General features: G+C 34.0%; 29 protein-coding genes and 1 pseudogene. 8 read left to right on the forward strand and 22 right to left on the reverse strand.

What is annotated here, in order from left to right:
* Positions 1-25: 25 nt before the first annotated feature.
* From NKR20_RS08660 to NKR20_RS08670, 3 genes and pseudogenes are all read right to left on the reverse strand, one after another.
* Positions 26-394: a hypothetical protein gene (locus NKR20_RS08660; RefSeq protein WP_253425405.1), complete on the reverse strand. Its 369-nt coding sequence runs from the start codon at positions 392-394 to the stop codon at positions 26-28.
* 183 nt (positions 395-577) lie between these two features.
* Positions 578-1,404: pseudogene (locus tag NKR20_RS08665) on the reverse strand (lipid II flippase Amj family protein).
* A gap of 117 nt (positions 1,405-1,521) precedes the next feature.
* Positions 1,522-1,830, reverse strand: a complete 309-nt coding sequence (locus tag NKR20_RS08670) for a hypothetical protein (RefSeq protein ID WP_253425406.1) — start codon at positions 1,828-1,830, stop codon at positions 1,522-1,524.
* 75 nt (positions 1,831-1,905) lie between these two features.
* Here NKR20_RS08670 and NKR20_RS08675 point away from each other — a divergent pair, with 75 nt between their 5' ends.
* Entirely contained in the window at positions 1,906-2,175 is a 270-nt protein-coding gene (locus tag NKR20_RS08675; protein ID WP_253425409.1) for a hypothetical protein, read from the forward strand.
* Positions 2,176-2,334: 159 nt separating this feature from the next.
* Here NKR20_RS08675 and NKR20_RS08680 read toward each other — a convergent pair whose 3' ends face one another.
* On the reverse strand, positions 2,335-3,084 hold the full coding sequence (locus NKR20_RS08680) for a DUF4085 family protein (RefSeq protein ID WP_253425412.1): 750 nt from the start codon (positions 3,082-3,084) through the stop codon (positions 2,335-2,337).
* A 244-nt stretch (positions 3,085-3,328) separates the two neighbouring features.
* Positions 3,329-4,240 (reverse strand): MBL fold metallo-hydrolase, encoded by a 912-nt coding sequence (locus NKR20_RS08685; protein ID WP_253425415.1) that lies wholly within the window; start codon positions 4,238-4,240, stop codon positions 3,329-3,331.
* A gap of 371 nt (positions 4,241-4,611) precedes the next feature.
* Here NKR20_RS08685 and NKR20_RS08690 point away from each other — a divergent pair, with 371 nt between their 5' ends.
* Positions 4,612-5,364 carry an SDR family oxidoreductase gene (locus NKR20_RS08690; RefSeq protein ID WP_253425418.1) on the forward strand — a complete coding sequence of 251 codons (753 nt, stop codon included), beginning with the start codon at positions 4,612-4,614 and terminating at the stop codon, positions 5,362-5,364.
* A gap of 65 nt (positions 5,365-5,429) precedes the next feature.
* On the forward strand, positions 5,430-5,675 hold the full coding sequence (locus NKR20_RS08695) for a hypothetical protein (RefSeq protein WP_253425421.1): 246 nt from the start codon (positions 5,430-5,432) through the stop codon (positions 5,673-5,675).
* Positions 5,676-5,733: 58 nt separating this feature from the next.
* Here NKR20_RS08695 and NKR20_RS08700 read toward each other — a convergent pair whose 3' ends face one another.
* The 4 genes from NKR20_RS08700 to NKR20_RS08715 all read right to left on the reverse strand — a co-directional run bounded on the left by NKR20_RS08700 (position 5,734) and on the right by NKR20_RS08715 (position 7,623).
* Positions 5,734-6,204 carry a peptide-methionine (S)-S-oxide reductase gene (locus NKR20_RS08700; protein ID WP_253425424.1) on the reverse strand — a complete coding sequence of 157 codons (471 nt, stop codon included), beginning with the start codon at positions 6,202-6,204 and terminating at the stop codon, positions 5,734-5,736.
* A 60-nt stretch (positions 6,205-6,264) separates the two neighbouring features.
* Positions 6,265-6,831 carry a peptide deformylase gene (def, locus tag NKR20_RS08705; RefSeq protein ID WP_253425426.1) on the reverse strand — a complete coding sequence of 189 codons (567 nt, stop codon included), beginning with the start codon at positions 6,829-6,831 and terminating at the stop codon, positions 6,265-6,267.
* Entirely contained in the window at positions 6,824-7,015 is a 192-nt protein-coding gene (locus tag NKR20_RS08710) for a helix-turn-helix transcriptional regulator (protein WP_121215535.1), read from the reverse strand. The genes def and NKR20_RS08710 overlap by 8 nt, the downstream gene beginning before the upstream one ends.
* 128 nt (positions 7,016-7,143) lie before the next feature.
* Positions 7,144-7,623, reverse strand: a complete 480-nt coding sequence (locus NKR20_RS08715; protein ID WP_253425429.1) for a GyrI-like domain-containing protein — start codon at positions 7,621-7,623, stop codon at positions 7,144-7,146.
* Between the two features lie 96 nt (positions 7,624-7,719).
* On the opposite strand from NKR20_RS08715, the gene NKR20_RS08720 reads away from it, so the two are divergent.
* Positions 7,720-8,676 carry a helix-turn-helix transcriptional regulator gene (locus tag NKR20_RS08720; protein ID WP_253425433.1) on the forward strand — a complete coding sequence of 319 codons (957 nt, stop codon included), beginning with the start codon at positions 7,720-7,722 and terminating at the stop codon, positions 8,674-8,676.
* Between the two features lie 10 nt (positions 8,677-8,686).
* Here the strand turns inward: NKR20_RS08720 and NKR20_RS08725 are convergent, their stop codons facing one another.
* Positions 8,687-9,532 carry a sensor domain-containing diguanylate cyclase gene (locus NKR20_RS08725; RefSeq protein WP_253425436.1) on the reverse strand — a complete coding sequence of 282 codons (846 nt, stop codon included), beginning with the start codon at positions 9,530-9,532 and terminating at the stop codon, positions 8,687-8,689.
* A gap of 526 nt (positions 9,533-10,058) precedes the next feature.
* Here NKR20_RS08725 and NKR20_RS08730 point away from each other — a divergent pair.
* The gene (locus tag NKR20_RS08730; protein WP_253425438.1) at positions 10,059-11,672 is read left to right on the forward strand and encodes an MFS transporter; all 1,614 of its coding nucleotides are present in this window, start codon (positions 10,059-10,061) and stop codon (positions 11,670-11,672) included.
* A gap of 138 nt (positions 11,673-11,810) precedes the next feature.
* Positions 11,811-12,836, forward strand: a complete 1,026-nt coding sequence (locus NKR20_RS08735; protein WP_253425441.1) for a hypothetical protein — start codon at positions 11,811-11,813, stop codon at positions 12,834-12,836.
* 17 nt (positions 12,837-12,853) lie between these two features.
* Here NKR20_RS08735 and NKR20_RS08740 read toward each other — a convergent pair whose 3' ends face one another.
* The 4 genes from NKR20_RS08740 to NKR20_RS08755 form a co-directional block, all read right to left on the reverse strand.
* On the reverse strand, positions 12,854-13,915 hold the full coding sequence (locus tag NKR20_RS08740; RefSeq protein ID WP_253425444.1) for an alpha/beta fold hydrolase: 1,062 nt from the start codon (positions 13,913-13,915) through the stop codon (positions 12,854-12,856).
* Between the two features lie 215 nt (positions 13,916-14,130).
* Entirely contained in the window at positions 14,131-14,880 is a 750-nt protein-coding gene (locus NKR20_RS08745; protein ID WP_253425447.1) for a hypothetical protein, read from the reverse strand.
* A gap of 261 nt (positions 14,881-15,141) precedes the next feature.
* Positions 15,142-15,642 carry a GNAT family N-acetyltransferase gene (locus tag NKR20_RS08750; protein ID WP_253425450.1) on the reverse strand — a complete coding sequence of 167 codons (501 nt, stop codon included), beginning with the start codon at positions 15,640-15,642 and terminating at the stop codon, positions 15,142-15,144.
* Positions 15,643-15,768: 126 nt separating this feature from the next.
* Positions 15,769-16,770 carry a GNAT family N-acetyltransferase gene (locus tag NKR20_RS08755; RefSeq protein ID WP_253425453.1) on the reverse strand — a complete coding sequence of 334 codons (1,002 nt, stop codon included), beginning with the start codon at positions 16,768-16,770 and terminating at the stop codon, positions 15,769-15,771.
* A gap of 194 nt (positions 16,771-16,964) precedes the next feature.
* On the opposite strand from NKR20_RS08755, the gene NKR20_RS08760 reads away from it, so the two are divergent.
* Positions 16,965-18,869: an immunoglobulin-like domain-containing protein gene (locus tag NKR20_RS08760; protein ID WP_253425456.1), complete on the forward strand. Its 1,905-nt coding sequence runs from the start codon at positions 16,965-16,967 to the stop codon at positions 18,867-18,869.
* Positions 18,870-18,916: 47 nt separating this feature from the next.
* On the opposite strand, the gene NKR20_RS08765 is transcribed toward NKR20_RS08760, so the two are convergent.
* The 5 genes from NKR20_RS08765 to NKR20_RS08785 all read right to left on the reverse strand — a co-directional run bounded on the left by NKR20_RS08765 (position 18,917) and on the right by NKR20_RS08785 (position 21,957).
* Positions 18,917-19,846 carry a PGN_0703 family putative restriction endonuclease gene (locus NKR20_RS08765; RefSeq protein ID WP_253425458.1) on the reverse strand — a complete coding sequence of 310 codons (930 nt, stop codon included), beginning with the start codon at positions 19,844-19,846 and terminating at the stop codon, positions 18,917-18,919.
* A gap of 92 nt (positions 19,847-19,938) precedes the next feature.
* On the reverse strand, positions 19,939-20,583 hold the full coding sequence (locus NKR20_RS08770; RefSeq protein ID WP_253425462.1) for a DedA family protein: 645 nt from the start codon (positions 20,581-20,583) through the stop codon (positions 19,939-19,941).
* A 120-nt stretch (positions 20,584-20,703) separates the two neighbouring features.
* Complete coding sequence (locus NKR20_RS08775) at positions 20,704-21,165, reverse strand: SAM-dependent methyltransferase (protein ID WP_253425466.1); 462 nt, start codon at positions 21,163-21,165, stop codon at positions 20,704-20,706.
* Between the two features lie 18 nt (positions 21,166-21,183).
* Entirely contained in the window at positions 21,184-21,582 is a 399-nt protein-coding gene (locus tag NKR20_RS08780) for a GyrI-like domain-containing protein (RefSeq protein WP_121215875.1), read from the reverse strand.
* Between the two features lie 111 nt (positions 21,583-21,693).
* Positions 21,694-21,957 (reverse strand): hypothetical protein, encoded by a 264-nt coding sequence (locus tag NKR20_RS08785; protein WP_253425469.1) that lies wholly within the window; start codon positions 21,955-21,957, stop codon positions 21,694-21,696.
* 77 nt (positions 21,958-22,034) lie between these two features.
* On the opposite strand from NKR20_RS08785, the gene NKR20_RS08790 reads away from it, so the two are divergent.
* Positions 22,035-22,496, forward strand: coding sequence for a hypothetical protein (locus NKR20_RS08790; protein WP_253425474.1), 462 nt, complete (start codon positions 22,035-22,037; stop codon positions 22,494-22,496).
* 32 nt (positions 22,497-22,528) lie between these two features.
* Here NKR20_RS08790 and NKR20_RS08795 read toward each other — a convergent pair whose 3' ends face one another.
* The 3 genes from NKR20_RS08795 to NKR20_RS08805 form a co-directional block, all read right to left on the reverse strand.
* The gene (locus NKR20_RS08795; RefSeq protein ID WP_253425476.1) at positions 22,529-22,972 is read right to left on the reverse strand and encodes a GNAT family N-acetyltransferase; all 444 of its coding nucleotides are present in this window, start codon (positions 22,970-22,972) and stop codon (positions 22,529-22,531) included.
* 137 nt (positions 22,973-23,109) lie between these two features.
* Entirely contained in the window at positions 23,110-23,316 is a 207-nt protein-coding gene (locus NKR20_RS08800) for a helix-turn-helix transcriptional regulator (protein WP_253425479.1), read from the reverse strand.
* Positions 23,317-23,712 (reverse strand): hypothetical protein, encoded by a 396-nt coding sequence (locus NKR20_RS08805; protein ID WP_121215182.1) that lies wholly within the window; start codon positions 23,710-23,712, stop codon positions 23,317-23,319.
* Between the last annotated feature and the right edge of the window lie 238 nt (positions 23,713-23,950).

The following is a 23,950-nucleotide window of genomic DNA, read 5'->3' on the forward strand; positions in this document are numbered from 1 at the left end:
CTTCCATAATTGAAAGGTGTTAATATCATAATTTGTTAATTGCTCGCATACCTTCTAGGATGATTTTTGCATCCGCATTAAGATAATTTAGCGTTTCACTTTTTAAAAGTAGTTGTTCTTTTCCTTTTAAATTTAGTTTAAGTCCACGAATATCTAAACGAGTCGCATAGGTATTGATAACTCTAATGTCATTCAATTCTGATTTGGATAACGGTTTTTCTCCAGAATTCATTTTTTCGATAATAAATTTAAGAATTTCTCGTGCGTTCGTTTTTAGTAAAGAACGTTTCTGTTCAACTAGTTCCAAATTTTCCTCAATATATTTTCTCGCTGTCGTAAAATCCAACTGCTCTACAGATTCGTTAATCTTCGTGATTATATCTCTTACACCCATTGCTAAAGTCCCCCACTCATAATTTTTTATACCTATTTTTATACCGGTACAAAAGAATTATTTTTAAGGCTATTTTATTCGATTTTATCAATTTTATGAAGAAAATCTTTTTAGGTTTAGTAATTAGGTCTATATCTCTGGTGGACCAAGAAAGTTTGGATGGGTAAAAAGAAATAGTACACACTATATCCACTCTGCAAACCAAGCAACATAATAAGCCGCCGGAATGAATACTACTTGTGCAAATAATGTTCCGACAAATTTTGAACCAACCATTGTGATGGAATAGCTTTTTAAGTAAACATAATCCGTTTGTTTTTTTATTACTCGATCTGCTAAAACGGATGCTTTTGGATCAATAAATAATGTTAAAATTATTGTTGCAATCCCGTTTAGTATTCCTGAAGACATGAGTGCAACTTGAGCATAATCTTCTGGGACGAGCAAAGACGCATATAAAGAAGACAGTATACCTATTGTAATGACAGCTGAAACAATCACATTTAGCACAAATAATCGTTTTGGTATAGTTTCGAGCGTAATATCTTTTAAATATGCAAGCTTAGGCATTCGGATACATGTCAATATTTTTTTAAATCCAAGGAAATTAAATTGTTTGGAAAGCGTTGAAATGACGGACCCCCTTTCAATTGATAATTGAATGATGGCTCTAGAGAATATGTTAATGAAAGTTGGAAATAACAGTATTCCGAGTAATACACCGAGAGAAGTGACAGTGAAGTGACAGTTATGAATATTCGATATTGCTCTTCTATAAAACTTAATTTATTGATTTCAGGTGCTTCGGCAATCAATTTCGCGGTTAATGGTTGTTGAATCATACTAGAAAATCTTGATACAAGTACTAATGTACTAAATAATGAAATGGCCGTAGCGATTAATTTAACCCTTGTCCCAGAAATCCGGGTTGAATATGCTAACGTTTCTATCATTGTAATAATGAGTAAAAATATCGAAATAGCAATTACCTTACCTGTTAGTACCTCCATAGCATCCTCTCCAAATAACATTTGTTTTGAAGACGATATCATTTGGAAGTATGTTCCACTAACTTTTTTGAATATTCAAGGCGCAATTCATTAAGAAATGCGCCTTGTTGTTGGGAGTTATTCCTCCTCTTTCCACTTTCTGTAATAATAAAAGGATTCGAGGGATATAAGGAGTATGCAGATTGCAACCAACCATATGTATTTAATTGACATTACATCAAACTGCCAAGCAATCAATAGAAATACTATGAGTACAAGGGGAATTCCGCGCAAAGCACCGATGAACCTTCTTCGATAGGATAATTTAAAATGGTTAAAAACTAATCCTTTATCAATTTTTTCAGCATTTTTGGCAAAGAACCACAAGATACCATTCACAATCAACACTGCAAGTAATGGAACAAAAATGTTTGATAGGATATTCACAATTCGCCTCCTTTAATAATAGTAAGACCCCTTTTGAAGTAGGTGAACTCATGAGATCTTTCTAAAATATTTGTGTTGTTTGTTCTACTTCTTTCTGCTTGTAACCAAATTTCCACTGCAGAAGAAAATAGACAATATGATGCATATGTTGAAGGAGTAACTTCAAAAACAGAATCCTATTTAAGGATAGAAGAAGTGTATGATGTTTATATAGAATCATTTATTTCATATGAATTAACAGAACAAGTTGTTGAATTTAAAAATAAAAATCGAATAATATTAAATTCAGTAAAACCAACAATTGAAGAACTTCAAAAAGTAACTGTTCCTGGTAAGAAGAATTAACTAAATTTCATGAAGATTTGCTGGCCTACTATGAAATACAACAGAAACTTTTTAAAGAGATCTAAAAAGTAAAAGAAAAGTAAATGGAAATCGCAAGCTATACAAAACAATTAAACTCTGATTTTTAAGTATAATAGAAAAACTTTTGTCTTTACGCCATTATTCTTTGTCTTGAGTAAAAGAAACATGATCCGCTTCAATAATAAAGTCAATTAACTCCATATATTGATTTTGGAGTAAAACATGAAACTCGTATTTGTCATCTATTTTATAGATTTCCTCGTACAACCACCATGCTTCGTCAAGGGCAGAATCTTGTTTTAAGATTTTCATATTTTCAAAGGTAATTTCGTTAATGTCTGTAAAACCGCCTAATGTATCAAATTGGATTGTTAAAGAACTACCATTTTGAACGGTTTTTACAACTGTACAATCATGAAAAGCAAAATTTTCTACAATTTCTGGAGTAAAAGATTTGGAAGCATTTTTATAATATTTACTAAAGTTTTCTCCTACGTCTTCTATTATTCTTTTATTTTCCTCGCAAAATTTAGTAACAACGTCTATCACAGTATGACTTGCTTTATTTAACGCAAATACACGTAAATCGGCAATTTCATTTAAAATGTTTTCTGGTAAGCCCTTTTTTATATGCTCATAATTATAAAGGAAGGAATCGTGAAAATTTGCCTCTTCCTTCTCTCTATCAAAAGTTTCCGTATGTCCATGGTTTGTAACTAAATGATGATGTATCTCTTCTTGTAAATCTAACCAACTCTGTAACTCGTTATCATAAACTTGTTGAAAAAATTCTTCTGAGAACTTTTCAGCTTGTTGATCTTCTTCTAGGGAAAAGTGGAAACTCGTTTTCTGACACAGTTCGTACCATTCTTTTGTAAAATATTTCATAATTTACCCTAACTTTCATCTATTTTTACTAATTTTACCACTATGAGTAGTTAATGCACATACATACGCATGGTGAGGAAAAGAGACTTAGAAGTAAGATTATTTTATGTTGACCTTTTGTACCATAATCTTCCTATGAAAAATAATGGAATAAAAAGTAGTCCCAGTCGAATTGATTTGTGTAAAGAAAAGCAAAGAAGCACACGATCCTAATGATTTTATCAATTGTATCTCCCCATGCACATTACATCACGGTTTCTCCGATTGCTAAAACCTTTAATTGCTCTTGTGGGAGTTGACGTTTTTCCCATTCCTTTAGTAAACGCTCTAATGCTTCCGGTCCTGTATCATCCGCCAAACGATACGCCCCATAGTGCATCGGAACAAATTGTTTTGCTTTTAGCTCGATAAAAGCCTTCACACTATCTTCAGGAGAAATATGTGATACTGCCATAAACCATTCCGGTTCATAGGCGCCAATAGGCATAAAGACAACATCAATCGTAAAACGTTCAGCGATTTCTTGAAAACCTGTGAAATAACCAGTATCCCCTACAAAATAAAAGGTATCATTCTTAGTTTGGAATATCCAACCACCCCAATGTGAAGTATTCATATCGAAAAGTAATCTTCTAGTCCAATGCTGAGCAGGCACAAAATGAATTTCGATTCCTTTGTATTCTATGGATTCCCACCAACTCATTTCTCTAACATTTTTATACCCTCTTTTGATAAAGAGAGATTTTAATCCAATAGGAACAAAGTAGTGCGGATTTCCTTTAAGTTTTTTTAATGTTGGAAAATCCAAATGATCATAATGACCATGAGAGATGACCACAATATCGATTTCCGGTAATTCTTCAATCGGAATTCCTGGCTCAGTTAATCGCTTCTGAAAGCCCATACGTTTCGCCCATACTGGATCTGTCAATATATTCAGTCCGTTTAGTTGAATTAAAAAGGTAGAATGTCCAACCCATGTATAGGAAGTTTGACTTCGATTTTCCTTAATTTCTTGGAATCGTTTGTTAGAACATTGCGGAATATTTTTTGTCAAATCCTTAACTTTACTACGTCTTTCCTTCTGCCATTTTCGCAATTCACTAAAGGATTTCTTATTCGACACATCATTCAAATTACGATATCTTGTTCTCATCAGCTCACCCTTGGGATTTAAACTTTATTTACTATAAATGTTAATTTCATCTATTATAACATCTACATTAATAAACCATCATCTAGCGTAACTCAATTCCCAATTTCTAATGACCATTGACGCAGTTTAGCTTTTGAAAAGTAGACTTTGGAATGTCCGGATGCTCTTGAAATAATGTTTTTGCATCATCATCCTTTTTCGGATTCCCCGTCGACTATAGCTTATTTAATGTAACATTCTAAATAAAAGTACAATATCCTACAAAAAATATGTCTTTTACTAATTTGGAAAAATTTGAATTTTTTTCATAGGAAAAGTTCATGCTAAATATGTAACCTTTGTCGGTGAAAGAAAATTAGGAGGGAATCCATATGACTGAAAATATTTTTGAGGGGCGAGTTGTATTAATTACTGGCGCTTCCACGAGTGTTGGTCGTGAAACAGCCCTTGCTTTTGCGCAGCGAGGTGCGAAGGTAGCGATTGGTGATGCAGATGATCGGGCAAATGAAACCGTTGAACTGATTGAAAAAATAGGCGGAGAAGCAGTTTACTTTAAAACTGATTTAACGAATGGAAAAGAAGTAAAATCCCTTGTTGAACAAACCATAGATAAACTTGGCGGATTAGACCACACTTTTAATCATGCAACAAGCATTTTAAATATCCCAACAAAATTTGCAGATATTGAAGAAGATGAGTTTGAACAAGTGATGGAAGTAGACATAAAAGGGATTTTCCTTGCAGTAAAATACCAACTTCAATATATGGTTGCCAATGGTGGAGGTACAATTGTCAATATGGCTTCTCTAGCAGGATTAATGGCTGACCCTTATATAGCACCATACGTTGCGGCAAACCATGCAGTTATCGGGTTAACGAAAGCAGCGGCATTTGACTATGCTGAAGATGGCATTCGTGTAAATGCAATCGAACCTGTTTTAACCGAAACATCCGTGACTCAATTATGGAAAGATAATGCGAAAAAACGTTCCTTCCCAATGCCTCGAACAGTTAAACCAGAAGAAATTGCGGATATGGTTATATTCCTTTCCTCTGATGCTGCAAGTTTTTGTAACGGTTTTGTCTATGCAGTGAATCGGACAAATTTCCCGCTCACTTCATGAAATAAACCCAAAGACATAATTGAATCCTCCTCTTATCATATTAAGTACAGAGGAGGATGATAACATTGTCAATTTTCGATCATCGAAAAAAGAAAAAACAGGCAAGGGCATTAAAAGAAGAAAGTAGAATATCCAATGCCTTTGCTTCATTAAAAGCACAACCTAGTAGTAAAGAAGAAACTGCGAAAGAGTTCCACCCAGCGAAAAACCAAGCAAACAGAATGTCTAATATGATGGCATCCGGTAAGAAACAGGAAGAACCTGCAAACCAAACCGTGAAACATGATAATGGAGCAAATCGAAAAAACTAAGAAATATAAAAAGTCTGTGATACTTTACGAATTTTAAAATTTCACAGGCTTTTAGTATCTACTTATACTTATTTAATATCGCTTTTGGAATATGGCAATAATCATTAGGATATTTCGTTAACCGATCTTGATGTTCTTCTGCACTTCTCACATAGTTGGAAAGGGGTAAAACTTCAACAACTATTTGGTCATAGTCTTCTCTTTCTCGAAGAAATGCTTTCGCTTCCTGTAAGTGTTCTTGCTTTTCACTATATACCCCAGTTCGGTATTTCTCCCCAACATCTTCTCCTTGTTTATTCAAGCTATATGGATCGATGATTTCAAAAAAATACCCCATCAGTTCCCTCACTGTTACTACTTTTGGGTCAAACACAGTTTTAACACATTCAGCGTATCCATCATATTCACCCTCAAGTGTACTACTTGTTCCATTCGCTCTTCCCGCTTCAGTTAATGTTACACCTGGTAAAGTTTTAATAAAGGCTTGTACACCCCATAAACAACCGCCTGCAAAATAAATTGTTTCCAACTTGCTCTCCCCCTTATGTACTTCTGCACCTAAAATGGGCACTAAAAATAGCGCCCATACTTAATATAAGCTTTGAATCTCAACATTCTCTGGTAACTTGAATGGGTTTTCTTTATTAATTCTGTCATAGAACATAATTCCATCTAAATGGTCGATTTCATGTTGCATGACAATGGCACCATAACCTTCAAATTTGTAAATCGATTCTTTCCCATTAATATCAAATGCTTTTACCTTAATTCGCTCATATCTCGGTACAAAACCAGGTACTTCCCTATCCACAGATAGACACCCTTCACCTTGAGGCAAATAAATCATATTTATGGAATGGCTAATTATTTTCGGATTAATGAGCATATATTCTTCTTCATTAAACAGTGCTGCAAACATTCGCTTATCTAGACCAATTTGATTGGCGGATAAACCTGAGCCGGGACGTAATTTATATTTCTTTGATAATACTGGATCTTGACTGTTTTTCAAATATTGTAGCATACATATTAAAGCATCTCTGTCTTCACTAGAAACGGGAAAATCCACCATTTCCGTTTTCTTGCGCAAAATCGGTGTGCCTTCCTTTACAATATCTTTCATTTTAATCATGTAATCAGGAGTAAACTTACTCATAAATAAACACCTCATCTACTTTTCGATTCAACACTTTAGCAATCTTAAAAGCTAATTCAAGGGTAGGATCATACTTATCGTTCTCAATACAATTAATCGTTTGCCGAACTACGCCACATTCCTTTGCCAAAGCTTCTTGCGTAATCCCTAATTGTTTCCGTAAAATCTTAATAATATTTTTCAAAACAATCACCTTTTGTCCAATACTTTAGACATTTATCTTATTATATGATTCTAGTATTGTCTAATGTTTTGGACATTTTTATAAAAAAAAGATCTCGATTCAGTCACCGAGATCTGTTTTTAGAATTTTTAGTTTCGAACTACAGGTATCCACATTTCACCGTATACTTTACCATCTTTTTGCCCCATGATAACCGCTGTATTTGGACCGCCAACATAGGATACTTCCGTTACTTGTCCTAATACTTGACCGAAAGCCATTCCAGTAAGGACATTTGCTAATTCTTCATCAGAATTCGCTTCGCCTTTTACAACGATGTATTCCCCTTTAGGAAATTCGATTAATCGCGTTGCTTCTGGCAATGATTCCTCTGTCATCACCCCAGCATAATGCATCATTTTGTTATTTACTGCTTCATTCACAACAAAAAGATAGTCATTCGATGCAACAGATTTTAGTTTTTCTAGTGTTCCATCCTCATTAATCGATTGCCAAAAGTCTGCTTTTTCCTTATTAATCCCAACAAAGTCTGTGTAATGACTTTTAATTTCTGTTCCAATACCTAATACCGTAAAGCTGTTTTTTTCTTCGATTGAATAATTTGCCATGATAACAATCCTCCAAATAAACGTTTTGTTTTCTTCTTACAGAATTTATAATAGCATTAAATAGTGTCAAAAAATGATACTGTTTAGGAGGTCACAATGAAAAAAGTTGAACGAATTAATATAATTATGCGCTATATCAATAATCGCTCCTACTTTACAATATCCGAAATTATGCGGGAATTTAACATTTCACGTTCGACAGCGATTCGTGATATTCGAGAAATTGAAGCAATGGGCATGCCTCTTCAAGCAGAAGTTGGACGAGATGGCGGTTATTTTGTCATGAACAACTCTGTCCTCCCATCCATTAACTTTACCGATAGTGAAGTGAAAGCCCTTTTTATTGCTTTTATGGCCTCGAGAAATCAACAGCTTCCCTTTTTAAAAAGTCGACAATCGTTAGCTGAGAAAATACTCGGGCTTATCCCAGAAAACCAACAAGAAACCCTCGTTTTATTAAATCAAATCTTACTTTTTGAAGGGACTAATCCGAACAATCCTGATTTACTGGAATTGTCAGACCTCCCTCACCCGATATTAGAACTGCTTATCCAACTGATTTTATTGGATAGGCATTTAATGATTACAGTAAATGATGGTAAAGTAAGTAAGTCATATCCCATTTTTCTGCTGCACCTTTATCGTGAAAAAAGCATTTGGCAAATTGAAGGATATGACTTTAAGGAAGAAAAGTTGAGGACATTTCCTGTAGATCAACTAACCAATGTTGAAATATACCCTACGAAAAAAAGAGTTAATAAAAAAATGGTACTGGAAAATCTGAGGAAACAGGAAAGAGAAATCAATCTCATCATTGAATTAGGTCCAAAGGCAATTGCCCAATTTAAAAAATATCACCCTTTTAAATATTCACTTTCCTATACAGATCCATACCAAGCAACTGCCATTTTTAAGACCTATATCAATGTGAACATGCCCGATGAATTAGCGGAAATTACTAATTGGCTACTTTTCCTAGGGGATGATATTAAGTTCCGTGAAGTGCAGGATGAGGTTTTGAGAAGTTTACGAGAGAGAGTAAGTTTATATTAGAAAACAGTGGCTAGAAAAATGTTGCCACTGCTTTTTTAGATTTCTTATTTTGATACATGATAGCGTCCGCTTCAGCTAATAAATGTTCCATGACACCATAAGAGGAGTTGGAATGTTTATACCCGATGGATAGGTGAATTGGGGAAAATGGTAAATTTCCAGTGACTTGTTGCATGCTTTCCTGGATATTTTTTATAAATTGTTCCACTTGTTGAACACCTGCCTGAGGAATTAGAATAGCAAATTCATCTCCACCAATTCGCGCAATAATCGTCTCTTTTTTCGCTAAAGCTTTTAAACGATTGGCGGCTTCGCGAATTAATTGATCTCCCATTTTGTGTCCATATTTATCATTAACTGGTTTCAAGTCATCTAAATCAGCAACGACCACAGTGATTGGTATATCACATTCATTAAATTCATTCAGCTTTAATTGGAAAAATGCCCAATTATGCAATTCCGTTAATGCATCATGAGTTGAGTTATATTCGAGTTGCCGTTGAATAGCGAGCCTTTCATCGATATCTCGAAAAACCCCTACAACCCCTACAAACTTCCCGTTTCTGTATACAGGCGTAGCATGTTCCTCGAACCAAATATATTGTCCAAGACAATTCTTAAACCTGACTGTAATCGGTTGACTAAAATCAAGTGTCCCTAGTTTTTTCTTCATCAACGTCTCATAATCGTCTGGATGAACAATCTCAAAAATCAGCTCAGGATTTTTGAGATGACGCTTCAAATTATCAGAACCTATCAATGTTTCAATAGATGGGCTTACATATAGATAGTTTAATTTCGGGTAAGTTTCACAGTAATACAACATATCGCGGATGTTTTCAACTGTTTCAATCATAGGTTTTAGAGAGTCCAATGTTATTTGTAATTTTACTTTTTGTCTATATTGAAGTAAAAATCCAATTATTAGAATACTACTGAAAACAATCCACATAAAATTCCTACTTTCATCATTCGAATTCAAAATTTTAAAACATGTAAATGATATATATATTATACCTATTATCTTAATATAATGATAGGCATTTTTTCCTTAATTCGCCTTTATTAAGTTGACTATTTGATGTTTTTCACCAATATATGATTTAGTAGTATCATTTTCTAATTAAATTCCCCGCATTATAATATTCATATTGATTTTAATACACATCATTTTTTTAAAGGAAAACTTTTATCGAATCCTACTTTTATCAATCTGATTTGTATTAAAATGGTAATATTTATAGGGGAACGTTATATTAATAAAGAATTCTAGCACAAATACTTTGAAAAAATCTCCAAATCTACATTATAATTCAGATGCATATATTTTTTTATTCGAGATAACTCATGTTACTTTGAATAAGGGATGAAGGAGTGAAAAAATGAGTAATAAATCGTCAGGTGGAAGTTGGGCGTTAACGCTGTTTTGTATCGGTGTATTAATGGCAGCTCTTGATAATGGGATTATTAGTGCTGCTCTAACAACAATTAACAGCTCGTTCGATGTTTCTGCCAACTGGGGTGCTTGGGGTGTAACCATTTATACACTTGGCTTAGCCATCAGTATTCCGATTGTTGGTAAAATTTCAGATCGCTACGGTCGAAAAAAATTATTTATTGTGGAAGTTGCGTTATTTGGACTTGGTTCATTGCTAGTTGCGCTAAGCCCTAATTTTGCATTTTATATAGTCGCGCGTTTCATTCAAGCAATGGGCGGGGGTGGTATCTTCATCATCGGTAGTTCCCATGTATTAAGTACCTTCCCAGTTGAAAAACAAGGGAAAGCCCTTGGAATATTAGGTGGGATGAACGGGATTGGCGCTATTTTGGGACCAAACCTTGGTAGTGTCATCTTGGACTTAACAGGAAATTGGCATTATCTTTTCCTAATTAATGTACCGATTGCAGTGGTGTTAATGATTCTAGGAATCTATAAAATCCAAGAAACAAAGGAACCTGCTGTTGGAAAATTAGATTTATTAGGTACAATTCTTTTATCATTAGCTGTTCTAAGTATCATGTACGGTTTAACAAATATTGAAGGTGTTTCAATAATAGATAGCCTTCTAACTCCTGAAGTGTATGGGTTCTTACTAGCAGGAATTGTTTTATTCGCTGTATTAATTGTCTATAATCGTTCATTAGAAAAACGTAATGGAGACCCGATTTTACCAGTAAGTTTACTAGCTCATCCGACTTACTTATTAACTTTATTAGTCGGTGGCTTGTCAGGAGCGTTACTTGCAGCAATGATATATATCCCTGCCTTTACAGAGCAAGTATTAGGCATCGCTGCTGAATCTTCTGGGTATTGGATGACACCTTTAGCATTAGCATCGGGTATCGGTGCAGGCTTCGGTGGCGCGCTCGTTGATAAAAAAGGACCTGTTTTTGCAGTATTTTTATCAGGATTCATTACAGCGATAGGATTTGTGTTATTCCCAACATGGATTGATGTAAAATGGCAATTCATTATATCTTCCTGTGTGGCTGGTATTGGGATTGGGATTCTATTAGGTGCACCGTTGAACATATTAGCGACAGAACGTCTACAAAAGGATAAAGGATCTGCACTTGCCGGATTATCCCTTGTTCGTCAAATTGGTATGACGATTGCTCCTACGATTTATGCCGGATTTATTGTACGTGGCTTTAATCAAATTCCAAGTCTATTCCAAAGTGATTTTGGTAGCATTTTACAAAAGAAGATGGAAAATGCTGATTTAAGCCCAGAAGCAATGCAAGAATTCCAGCAATTAGCGAGTACTATGTCTGCGAACGGTGCTTCAGCTGATGTTGATTATGAAAAAATAGTCGAACAAATTCAAGACCCAACATTAAAAGATGTAATCCAATCAAGTGTTGATCAAATCACATTAATGGCAGCGCAAGATGGTTATGGTGGATTATTCTATTCTGCTATGGTCATTGCATTAATAATTGTAGTTTTAGCGATTATTTTAAAACCAATTCGAAATAAAGGTTTACAAGCTTAATTAGAAAGGAGTTGTCTGAAAAGTCATTTTTGAGACAACTCCTTTTTTGTTATTATTCCAATAATTGGTTCCTTTTCCCCCAATCAAAACATAAAATAAGATGTTTCTGCTTTTTAAATTTATTATGGATGGTGAATAATGAAACGTTTTTTTATTAGCGGAGCCATTTCCTTTTTTCTTTTGACAGGTTGTACCGATGAAAATAGTAAAAAAGAAAATCTGGTACCCCCTTCCCCATCAATCGAAATTGTCCAAAACAAATCGACTACTCAAACTGAACAAGATAAAGTGCGAACAAATGCGGAAGAAGCAATGGAATTTTTACAAAAAGCTGTAGAAAAAACTTCCAATCTTGAGACTGTTTCCTTTTCGTCTTTCGTTTATAAAACAGCTTATTTAAATAATTTACTTGAACCAGAATTGAGTTCCTTTTATGAATACAATGATACGTATGAAGGCATGATGCAACGCTCTCCTAAATACGCGACTCTGACGACATCCATCAGTCAAACATCTGGATCCCTTGTATATGGTGAAATTGGTGAGTACGATGATAGCACGAGTATCTACTCAACAAGTACGGAATATTTTGATCCTGAATTAGGTTGGTATTCTGTATCCGGTGATTATAGTTACGGTGGTGTTCCTGTGATGGAAGAAGAGCCCTATATTAGTCATAATGATTTAGATGAGAGTTTTAAAACATTAGAACACATTGATGCTTTTATGGAGTTATTTATGTCTTACCCTGAGCAACTTTCCCTATATAAAGAGACTGTTGGGGATATTGGAGGGGAATTTGAGCTCGACAACTGGATAGTCGAACTACAGTTAACGCAAGAGCAATATCGTGAGCATTTAAATATGCTCGATATGAACCTTTTTACGGGTAGCTATTTTGAGAGTGAATTAAACGAACTTTATTTCGTTGAAACAGAAGATCTTCGAGACTTGTATTTAGCGCTAACTTTTGATACAGCATACAATCTCGTCCAGTTGACGGTTTTCCATACTTATAATGGCTTAGAGGATTATGTAGAGCCGGAAATGCGGAGAAATGATTATTTTATTAATCGTTATTTCGTCTATTTCTCTGATTACAATGTACCGTATGCGCAGAGAATTCCTGAAGAAGTTATTTTGAATGCGGATTATCAGAGATAAAAAGAGGCGACTGAATATTAGACGCCTCTTTTTTCCACCTCTTGTAAGAAATCGACCATGATCTCCGTGAATTCTTCTGGTTTATCGTAATGAATATCATGTCCTGGTGTGTCTACATCAATTTTTTGCCCATTTTCTAATAACTGTACAACACGCTCCGCATCTTCATTAGATAATGCCGCCATTAATAAATCGCCATCATAGCTTGTATTGGCTTTGATAAATACCATAGGACTTTCAATTTTTGATAACACTTCTGCTTGGTTATAGTCTTCAAACCATGAATTATCATAAAAGGTTTCTCCAAATTTGCGGTCATATGGATATGTGGCAGATTCAAAAATTCGATTAATTTGTGGAGGCAAATACTTGATGTGAACAGGTTCAGTTGGATGTTTTTCATGATAGGCTACTGCATCTTTTGAAAACCTGTTCCAAAGAAAATCGCCAAACATATTGCGCCAATAACTTCTTTCAAGACTATACTTGAAGTAATCCTTCTCTTTATTTTGATTTTTAAAGTCTTCATATAATTGGAAGCCATAAACCCATACATAGGTGTTTTCTCTTCTACCAGGTTCAGTTGAAAAGAAAGGTGAATCTTCAATTACTGTCCCAAGCACATGATCTGGTGAATGTGCGGCCATCCATGCAGCAATCATCCCCCCTGACGAATGACCAGAAACAACCACTTTTTCACCGATAACCTTATCAATAAATTCAATAAAATCTCCTGCCATGGCTTTCGCTGTATATTTCTCAGGATTCCAATCCGATTCGCCATGACCGTGGCAATCAACGGCGAATACATGGTAATGCTTCGATAATTCTGGTAAGACTTTAGCATAATCTTCCCATGTCATCCCTTGGCCATGGATTAGAAGTAGGGGTGTTTTCTCATTGTCTGGACCTTCCCCATAATTTATGATTGTCCCATCTTTTAGTTCAACTTGTTTTTCAACAAAACCAGCACGAGCCATCTCTTTAAGGGGTTTCTCGATATACGTAATATTGTTATAGAAATACCCGCCAACGAGGAATACGAGTAATGCGAATAATCCAAGAAAAATCATTTTCATTCTTTTCTTCAAAATCTAAATTCCTTCCTTTATTTCTTAGCAGTAACAACTTTCATACTTTTCAAAAATCCTATTATATTTATTAAAACATGATTACCCTTTTATTCCACCAACTAAACCATACATTTGTTGTTAGGTTTTGCTTACATTTTAATTGTAAATTGATTTAGGTTCATAAAAAAACTACTATGCCAAATTTGCATAGTAGTACATTTCTATTTAATTGAGCGAATTAGTGAATTTTCAATTTTACTTAATCTATCCTCAAATTGTTGCCTTTTATCAATAGGAAGTTCTTTAACAAAATATGAAATATGTACGAGTTCAGTTTTTGGAGTAACGTATCTACGCCACTCTAATTGTGATGTCTTTCTTAAATAAATTATGGTTAGTTTATCAATATGCTTTTCATATTTATCTATTGTTTGAGAATGAAAAACAGTATGTTCACTAATTTTTGCATCTCCCCAATGCTTCTCTGAAAACACAAAATCAGGCTTGCAGTTTCTTTTACCTGAATCATATTGTATATAGTTAATATTTAACTCTGTTAATATTTCTCCAACTAATTGCTCAAACTCTATTCCTAATTTGGATAATTTTAAAACAAGATATTTTGAAGGTTCGTAATCTAAATATTTTTTTAGCTTAGACCTTCTTTTCATGTATTTAGTTACAGATTTTTCATAATGAATAATAAAATCAAATAAATGTGTATGACATCTTAGTATATCTTCATCGGAAATTTTCCCCTTATCCAAAATCAATGCATCAATTAATTCATCACATACTTGGAAATTTAAGCCTACATTTTCAAATATCTTTTGCATTATATAATGACGCCCATTCAGTTCCAACCATTTATCCCCAAAATGACTTGAATTATGTTCTCCTATTACCACAGAAGATAATTGGACAACTTGCAATAGATTTAATTGATTAACATCACTTAAACTAAGATTCAAATTATTTATATCAATATCCTTATAAGGATTTTTGCCATTAGTCTTTGCTATTTTTGAAACCTTCCTTCCTAATTAAAATAATAATTCCCTATGTTTCATCTGTGTGATTTTATCATAATTTTATATATGTATTTTGTGGAAAAAGCAGGAATCACCTTTAGATTCCTGCTCTATATTCCATTTAAAAATTTATATTTATCTTGCACATAAGTTCTTTTTCTAGAATTAATCTCTTTATAAAATAAACATATCAATACTTTTTTATAATTCGTATTTATATGCTTTGACAATCACGCCATCATTCATCGGCTCAAGGTCTTTTTCAGGTACACGAACAAAGCCCATGTTTTCATATAAAGAAGCAGCTTTTGTCATGAATGTTGCGGTATGAAGACCAATTTCTGTATTGCCTTCTTCTTTTGCTACCTTTAACGAATGTTCCATTAATGCTCGAGCAATTCCCTTTTTTCGAGCTGAAGGTTCAACTGCAAGCATCCGAATTTCCGGATACGATTGAACACTATCACTCCAATCATAGGCTTTCACTTCGCCTGGAAACAACACAACCGTCCCGACAATTTCGTTCTCATCTTCTGCAACGTAAATTTTTGAGTTGCTATTAATATCATTTTCAGAAAGTAATGTATTTTTTAAAACACTCCAATGTTCTTTTGAAACAAAAACTTCATAATCACTGTAACTGTTTAATCGGATATTTCTTACAATATCAATTTCTTCTATATTCATTTCTCTTATATTCAACGATAACATCCCCTAAAAGTTTTTATCCCCCTATTATACATGATTTTACTCTATTGTATTTTCCTTAAGAAAACACGAAAAAAGAGTGAAGAAGCTTCAACTTCGCCACCCTACTATTCTTGTAAATTAATTTGTTTCTTTCAACTGTTTCACAACCCGATAATGCCCCTGCCCAGGAACAAATCCAAATGATCTATTAATATGCTGCATTGGTTCGTTAGTTTCCTCTGAATCTGTTGTTATAGTTTGGGCCCCTTCTGCTTGTGCTGCTTTAATTGCTAATAGTTTTAATGCCTTTGCAATGCCTTTGTGACGATATTTAGCTTTTACACCTGTATAGTTTGTATAAAGTACTCCTTCTACATCGGTTTTTAATAGCTGTGTAAATCCTGCAAACTCATCTCCGTCCACAGCAATAAAAATCCAATCATATCGATATAAATTTTCCGGTAAAAACTCCTTCTTCCACTCAACGAAAGGTTCGACACTTCCGTATTGTCCCGGGTTATCTTTTGAAGTTTCAACAAACAAGTCATAAAGCTTTTTCACGGCTTCATCATTATGTATTTCCGCTAACGTCGTAAACTTAATTTTATCATCTATTACTTGTTCATATTTTACAGCATCAAATTGAGCGAGATTTAATTCCAATTCAAATACATGGGCATCAAGGTTAAAGCCTCTTTTTTCCACAAAAGCTAATGACCCATCAATCCAATCCATTACCATTGATGTCATGACTGACGCTTGTTGTTTCTTTGCCCACTCTTCTATATAAGCTAAAATCATTTCTCCAATACCTTGTGAACGGAAATCTGGATGCACGCAAAATGTACTCCCTACCGTACCAGGGTCTGTCCAAGGTGCACGAAAACATGCTCCGTACCCAACAATTTGCCCATCAGCTGTTTCTACTACGACTCTTGTTCTTCCGTAACCTACTAATAATCCGTTCTCATCCAGCTTTAGATTTGATTGCACTGGAATATGCGAATCCTCTTCCTTCAAAACTTCCACAGTTGTTGAGCCAGGTTCAATCTGGTTAAATAGTTCAACCAGTTGACAATAATCTTCAGGTACTTTTATATCTCTTAAATTAGCTTTTTCACTAGAATGATTAATAGACACAATATTCCCCCAATTTATCAGATAGTTTTTATCTTACAATAATTTACTAAAGATGCAATTCATAGCACGAATCAAATTAGAAATTTTAGCTAATTTGTCATAGTAATTACAAAATACCCTTTCATTTTTATGATATTTTTATAATTTTATTGATATAATTATCTCTTGAAATATAAATTGAAAGGAATCTTTTAATGAAAAAATTAATGAAAGTTTCGGCTGCAATGATGATTTTCCTTCTTCCAATGAGTATGGGCAATGTGCAAGCAGCTGTAGCTGACAATACAAGCCCAGTTTTTCTCTCAATTGAAAGCGATAAAACGATTTTAGCACCTGGTGAAAAAATCACATTTTCTGTTGGAATCGAGGATGAATCTGAAATTGATTATGCAAATGTAAATGTAAAGCCAATCCATCGTTCAATTTCAGGATCAGGTGTCAGATTAAACTATGATCCTGCAACGAAAAAATACGTTGGTTCTTATACAGTACCTACGACTGCTTTTAACGAACAATGGTATGTTTCTTCTGTATCTGCTCAAGATGTACATGGAAATTACATGTATATAAGCGATAATGGTTACTATTTTGACGACTGGAAATCTCCTATCTCGTTCACAATCTTTGATGGCAACGATACAGTCGGTCCAACTTTTGTGAAAAATGGTTCATTAACATTAAACATAACTGGCCCTTTTAATTTTACACAAAATCTAGAAATCTATGATGATGTTGATACTGAAGTTGAAAAATCAGTGAAAGTTACACACAATATCCCTGAAAAAACAATGGGTACATTCACTGTGAATTATGAAGCAACTGATTTTAGTGGCAACCGTTCTACCTTTAGCCAAGACGTAACAATAAAAGATACAGAATCACCGAAGTTGAACAATGTACAAAATCGTACAATATTTGCAGGTGATCCTTTTAATGCTTATGAAGGAATTCAAGCAACGGACAACTTCGATGGTGACGTAACGAAAGACATTAGATATACAGGTTATGTAGATACAAAAAAAGCCGGCGACTATTCGATAACGTATCGAGTGTCCGACAAAGCAGGCAATACAGTAAATCAAAGTGCTATAATTACAGTTGTGGCAAAGGAGAACGTAACCATTACAGGTACTGATAATAAACTGTTACTACTAAATAGCACATTTGATCCGTTAGCAGGTGTAAAAGTAACAGACAACAAGTCAAATCAAGATTTAACAGATCATCTTACCGTTGAAAGCTCTGTTAAAACAGATGTTTCAGGTCGTTATTCGGTGAAGTATACCTTTGAAAAAGAAGGTTATGAGCCAATTACAGCATATCGTCAAATTACAGTTGCCCCTTACTCTAGCCCTCGTATCGAAGGCTTGAAGGATATGACGATATTTGAAGGTGAAGCATTGACATTGCCTTCAAACGTTAAAGCCTATAATGTAATGGGATTGGAAATCGATGGCGTTCAAATGAATACTAACCGTCCAGTTAAAGAAGCTGGGGATTATACTGTAACGTACTCTGTAACAGATCACTATGGCTATTCCTATGAAGAAACAAAAAAATTAACGGTTCTTCCAAAAGTTGCTTCATTTATTGATGTACCGGTAACGCACCCGTATTTTAAAGAAATTCAGACGATGAAAGAAAAGAAAATCATTAATGGTTTCCCTGGTAACATATTTAACCCAACAGCTGCGATTTCACGTCAGCATGTGGCATCACTGATTTATCGTAGTGGCGTTTCATTAAAACCAATTCGTGAAAAAGTAGAGTTTGCCGATGTACCGGAATCACATCCATACTACACAGAAATTATGGCACTGTATCAGGCAGGTATTATCGATGGGGCAAATGGGATGTTCAATCCAAAAAACTCGCTAACAAGAGCACAATTAGCGAAAATTTTAGTAAATGCTTATAAACTAGAGCTTCAACCTGAGAATTTAAAACCGTTTTCAGATACTGAAAACCACTGGGCAAAAGATTTTATCAATATCTTATCGTCAAATGGTATTACAACGGGCTCAAATGGACGTTTTAATCCAAACGATCAAGTAAGCCGTATGCATTACGCTACATTTATGTATCGTACGATTGAATAACGATAGAAAACCCGCGCATTATTATCGATGCGCGGGTTTTTTGTGTATTACCAATACCTAGTACTTAAATAATCAAGCAAATTATCATTGTTCCTACTTGAAAGAGGTGCAAGGAACTTTTGCGGAGAGATAATAACATACTTACTCTGATCGTTGAGACAGCTTCTCCATGTTTCTTCCATACCCATTTTGCTACAAGTATATTTTTTATTTAAAAGCTGTCTATTTTCAGACGGAATTACATGGATGTGAATATAATCATCAGCTTTAATCGTTTCAGTAGCTTTGTGCGCAATCATCTGTTCAGCCCAAAGCGTTTGTCTCATTAATTGATAAAAGGGCTCAAAATAATAAACATCATGGAACTCAGTTTTTAATTGAGATGAAAGATTTATTAATTCTGTATATCGTGCTTTACGAGTTGTTCCACTATCACCTAAAGATTTATTTTCATTTCCGTATGATTCTACATACTTCCATTCAATCGGGATGAGTAGTTTTCGACCATCTTTATGTACGCCATAAATTAATGCATCTATGGATGTGCAATTACTTCCCCTTCTTAATTTGCCTTCATTTAAATGATCATTATCACTCACCGCTTCAAATTGAATGTATGCAGGACTATATTTATCTGAAAAAATTTCTAAAATATCTGTAATATCTGGACAAATATTTCTTATAAGTGATAAAACTGCTTCTTTATCTTCTCGTATAGGGAATAAATGATTAAGACAGGCAATTTGAGATGAGAGGGTGTGGTTCGTTAACTTGCCTTTCCACCAACTAATATGATTGTTTTCAAAATAGTTAAGAACTGCCTTTCTTGATGGAGAAAATAAATTATTCTGACTCTCTTGTAAAATAAAGGGGTGGGAATTTCTCATATATATCCCATTCCCTAAATCTCCATTAAAAATATTACTATTTTTTATTAGCGATTCAACTCGAAGATATTGTTCTTGTTTGTAATTCACTGTATTCACCTCTTTATTTTACAAATTATACCATATTGATGATTTCTAACATATAAAAACACCCTCTATTCAATAGAAGGTGTTAGATAATCTTATGCAGCTTTCACTCTAGACTTCACTAATCCAATCACTGCTGGAATTAGAGAAAGCACAATAATGGCTAAAATAACTGTTGAGAAGTGTTCACTAATAAATGGAATATTCCCGAAGAAGTATCCGCAAAAGACTCCAATTAATACCCATAATAATCCGCCTACAATATTATAAGTAAGAAAATGTGCGTAACGCATTTTACTTGCCCCTGCAATAAACGGAATGAATGTCCGAATGAAAGGCATGAATCGTGCAAAGATAATGGTTTTTCCACCATGGCGGTCAAAAAATTCTTGCGCTTTTTGCATACGGTCTTTGTTGATCATTTTTCCTAAAAAACTATTTTCAGGAATGGACTTACCAATTTTATGGCCAATATGATAATTGACTGTATCCCCTACAACGGCTGCGACAAAGAAAATAATGAGGCAAAGCCATAAATTTAATCCGCCCATTGCCGCTAACGCACCACTAGCAAACAATAAAGAATCCCCTGGCAGGAATGGCATAATAACTAAACCAGTTTCCACAAATACGATTAAAAAGACGATTGCATAAACCCATTCATGATATTGAGCCACAATGTCTCTTAAATGAACATCAATATGCATAATAAAATCAAATAACCATGTTATATAATCCACAATACTCCACTCACATTTCTATTTTTCTCTCATCCATCATACTGTAATATCTAATTGTTGTCTTGTATAGAATCAAAAATAACCAAATGAGGGGTAGTATTAAGTTTTTTTGAATCTAAGTTACTCCCAATAATTTTCCATTAAAATGGTAGACCAATTTGGTTGCTTTACTTTTTCTTTTGGTAAAAATTCATTCATTACAGGTTTGATATCAATGATTGGCGTACCATCAATTGCATCTAATCCTTCTACAAGGAGTTGTCTGTTTTTTACTTCAATTAGTTTTACAATGGTCACACCAAGTTTATTTGGTCTATTTTTTCCACGCTGAGCGAATATCCCAACCAGTGGGAAATCAGGATTGTTTCTAGGATGTCTTGCTTCATATTGAATTTTATTATCATCTACTTTATTGAAATAAAAAATAATTTCTAAATGTGAAAACTCTTCTATCCCTTTTAGTGAAGATTCATCGATGTTTTCAGCTAATTCAATTGTGGAAATAATAGATCCCCAATGATCATCCAAAATCTCTTTTCTATTATTCTTTACGAAAGCAACAGGTTCAATAAAGTATGTCATAATTTCCTCCTAGAATAGTTACTTAATTGCTATATAAATTTCAATCTCCCCATTAGGTGAATATTTTTCAAAATCATACGTGTATGCCCTATCTAATAAACCCGCTTCTTCTTTTTCCCATATCTTGCTCCAGGTATTAATGACACCCATTTCATCACTAGTATCCACTTTAAAAATTTCGTATTTCTCGTTATTTGGTATTTCAATAAAAGATTCGCCATAACTTTCTTCAATGCCAACACTTAAAGAATAATCCCCTTTATAGTTATTCTCATAGTCGTAATAAACCCCAAAGATGCTATTTTGATGGTGTTCTAGTTTACGATAGGCATCTTCCCACATCGTTTTGATTTTCACCATTATTTCTTCATCATTAAAATTATTCGTTCTAATGCTATTGAGCAAAAATAGTTTCATTAATTACTCCCCCATGACCTAAATTTATACAGTATGACGTTTTTTTACCAAAAAAGGTTCTACTAATATATAAAAAACCATTTCACATTTCTGCAAAATGGCTCGATTCCCTTATTGTTCTGTTTGTATCTCTGGTTTTTCCACTAGATTTTTAACCCATACGAGTACAAGTGCAATGACTAATACCCAAATAAGTGCGACACTGTAGCTGTTCATCACATCATGGCTAAAGAATAATACTTCTCTTAAACCATCTGCATAAATGCGTAATGGTAACCAAGAAAAAATGTAATCGCGATAGAAGGCACCCCAATGCTCGGTAATTTTAGCCAGCGTAATGTAGCAAAAATCATAAATGTAAAGGCTGCGACACAAACCGCAATATAAAGCGCTACTCGATTAAAGTGTTCAAGTTCAAATCCTAGTACCCAAGTGGAATACCATGTCGCTACATGAAGAGCTTTGAAAATGAATTGATCGAAAAAATCGAAGAAGTGCTTGTGAACAATATCCCGAATGAGGAACAATTCAATGAACAATTTTTAAGATCTCGCTATGATACCCTTGTACAATTATTAAATTGCTACGTGGAAAATAATGATCTTTTACAGCTTCTCTTAAAATCCGGTCACAATGCGTCCTTCCAAGCCAAATTACGAGAAAAACTGCATCATGTGTTTACTACAAAGGTTTTTCCGAATTTAAAATTAGACTATGAAGTTCCATCTGATCTATTTGTCATTTTGTTTACATCCCTTTCATTAAGTCTGGCAGAATATGCAAATCAATCAAATAAACCAATTGATATCGAACAATTAGCAAAAATGTTTTTCAATATATTGATACATGGTCCAGCCAAAACATTAGGATTGCTGCAAGTTGATGATGTCGAAAATAAAAACAACTATTTTTAAAGGAATTACCCTTTCAAAATAGTTGTTTTTTTTTACTTCTTCAATAGCATATCAATATGTGGAATACCATCTTCTAAATAAACCTCTGAGATGACTTCAAAACCAAAGGAACAATAAAAATCTTCCAAATAGTGTTGCGCCTGAATTTTCACTGTTGTTTCCTTTAATTCATTAATAATATATGATAGTGCTTCTTCCATCATCTGTCGAGCAAGCTTTTGTCCACGATAATCCTTATTCACAAGCACTCGCCCAATCGACAACTCCGGATAGCTCACCCCAGGAGGTAAAATACGCAAATAGGCGATAATTTCTCCATTCTCCTCTTTAAATAGATGATAAGACTGCAAATCCTTCCCATCTACCTCAGGAAAAGGACAATTTTGCTCGACAACAAACACATCTGTGCGCTCTTTTAAAATATTGTATAACTCTGTTGTTGTTAATTCGTTAAATGTTTTTAGTTGGAAGTTCATTTAGTCACCCCGAATTATAAGATAAGTAATGCAACACCAGCCGCTAATAGTGTAACCGTTGTACCAATTGCGACTTTCTGTTGAGTCTTATTCATTTTATGAAATAAATGTACAAACAACTTCTTCCCCTCCATTCTTTAGTCAAGTTCACTATCCTCAAAGAAAAAAAGTTCTTCAATACTTACTTGAAAAAGACGTGCGATTTTAGTAGCAAGTTTTAAGGATGGGTTATATTCCCCTTTTTCTAAAAAGCTGATTGTTTCTCTTCTGACTCCGACCGCTTTTGCTAGTTCTAATTGAGTCATATTATGTTTGGCTCTGTATTCCTTGATTTTCGTTTTCATTTATTCAAAGCCTCTCTTACTCTTTGTAATCAGCCAAGATACGAGTAAAGATAGAACCATCCCCAATATCCCCAAAATTAAAGTATCGTCAGTATCCAAATATTTTTGGAATGCGAGTAAAGCAATCCAGATATATAAAGAGAAAAAATATGCCCTTCCTGCCGAAACATTTTTCACCATTTTAGACCGTTCATCATCAGAGGGTAATCCATGTTTAAACTCAGGGAACATTTTTTTCAAGATCATTGAAATATAACCGACAAAACTTAGTAAACCAATTAAAAGAAATGCTGCAGAAAAATAATTATTCCCTTTTAGTAAATTGATAAGTTGAAGTAGCATTCCTAACACAATGATGAAAGAAAGAATCCCTAAAGAAATAAATTTAATTTTCAACCTAACCCTCCTTTTGATGTTAGAAATACATAACATCATGTTATAAATATATAACATTTATAGTTTTATTTCAATGGGCTAGCGACAATTTTAAAATAACCCAAAGTGTTACATTTCAAAGGAAATTCAATAGAAAAAGCATAATTTCCCAAAACATTGAGAAATTAAGTTTTCCTCTTCAAAAATTAAAATGGAATCTTTCGGTATTAATTTTTCTAAAATAATTTATTCCCTAATA

Source organism: Ureibacillus endophyticus (assembly GCF_024159215.1).
In the GTDB taxonomy this organism is placed as follows: domain Bacteria; phylum Bacillota; class Bacilli; order Bacillales_A; family Planococcaceae; genus Ureibacillus; species Ureibacillus endophyticus.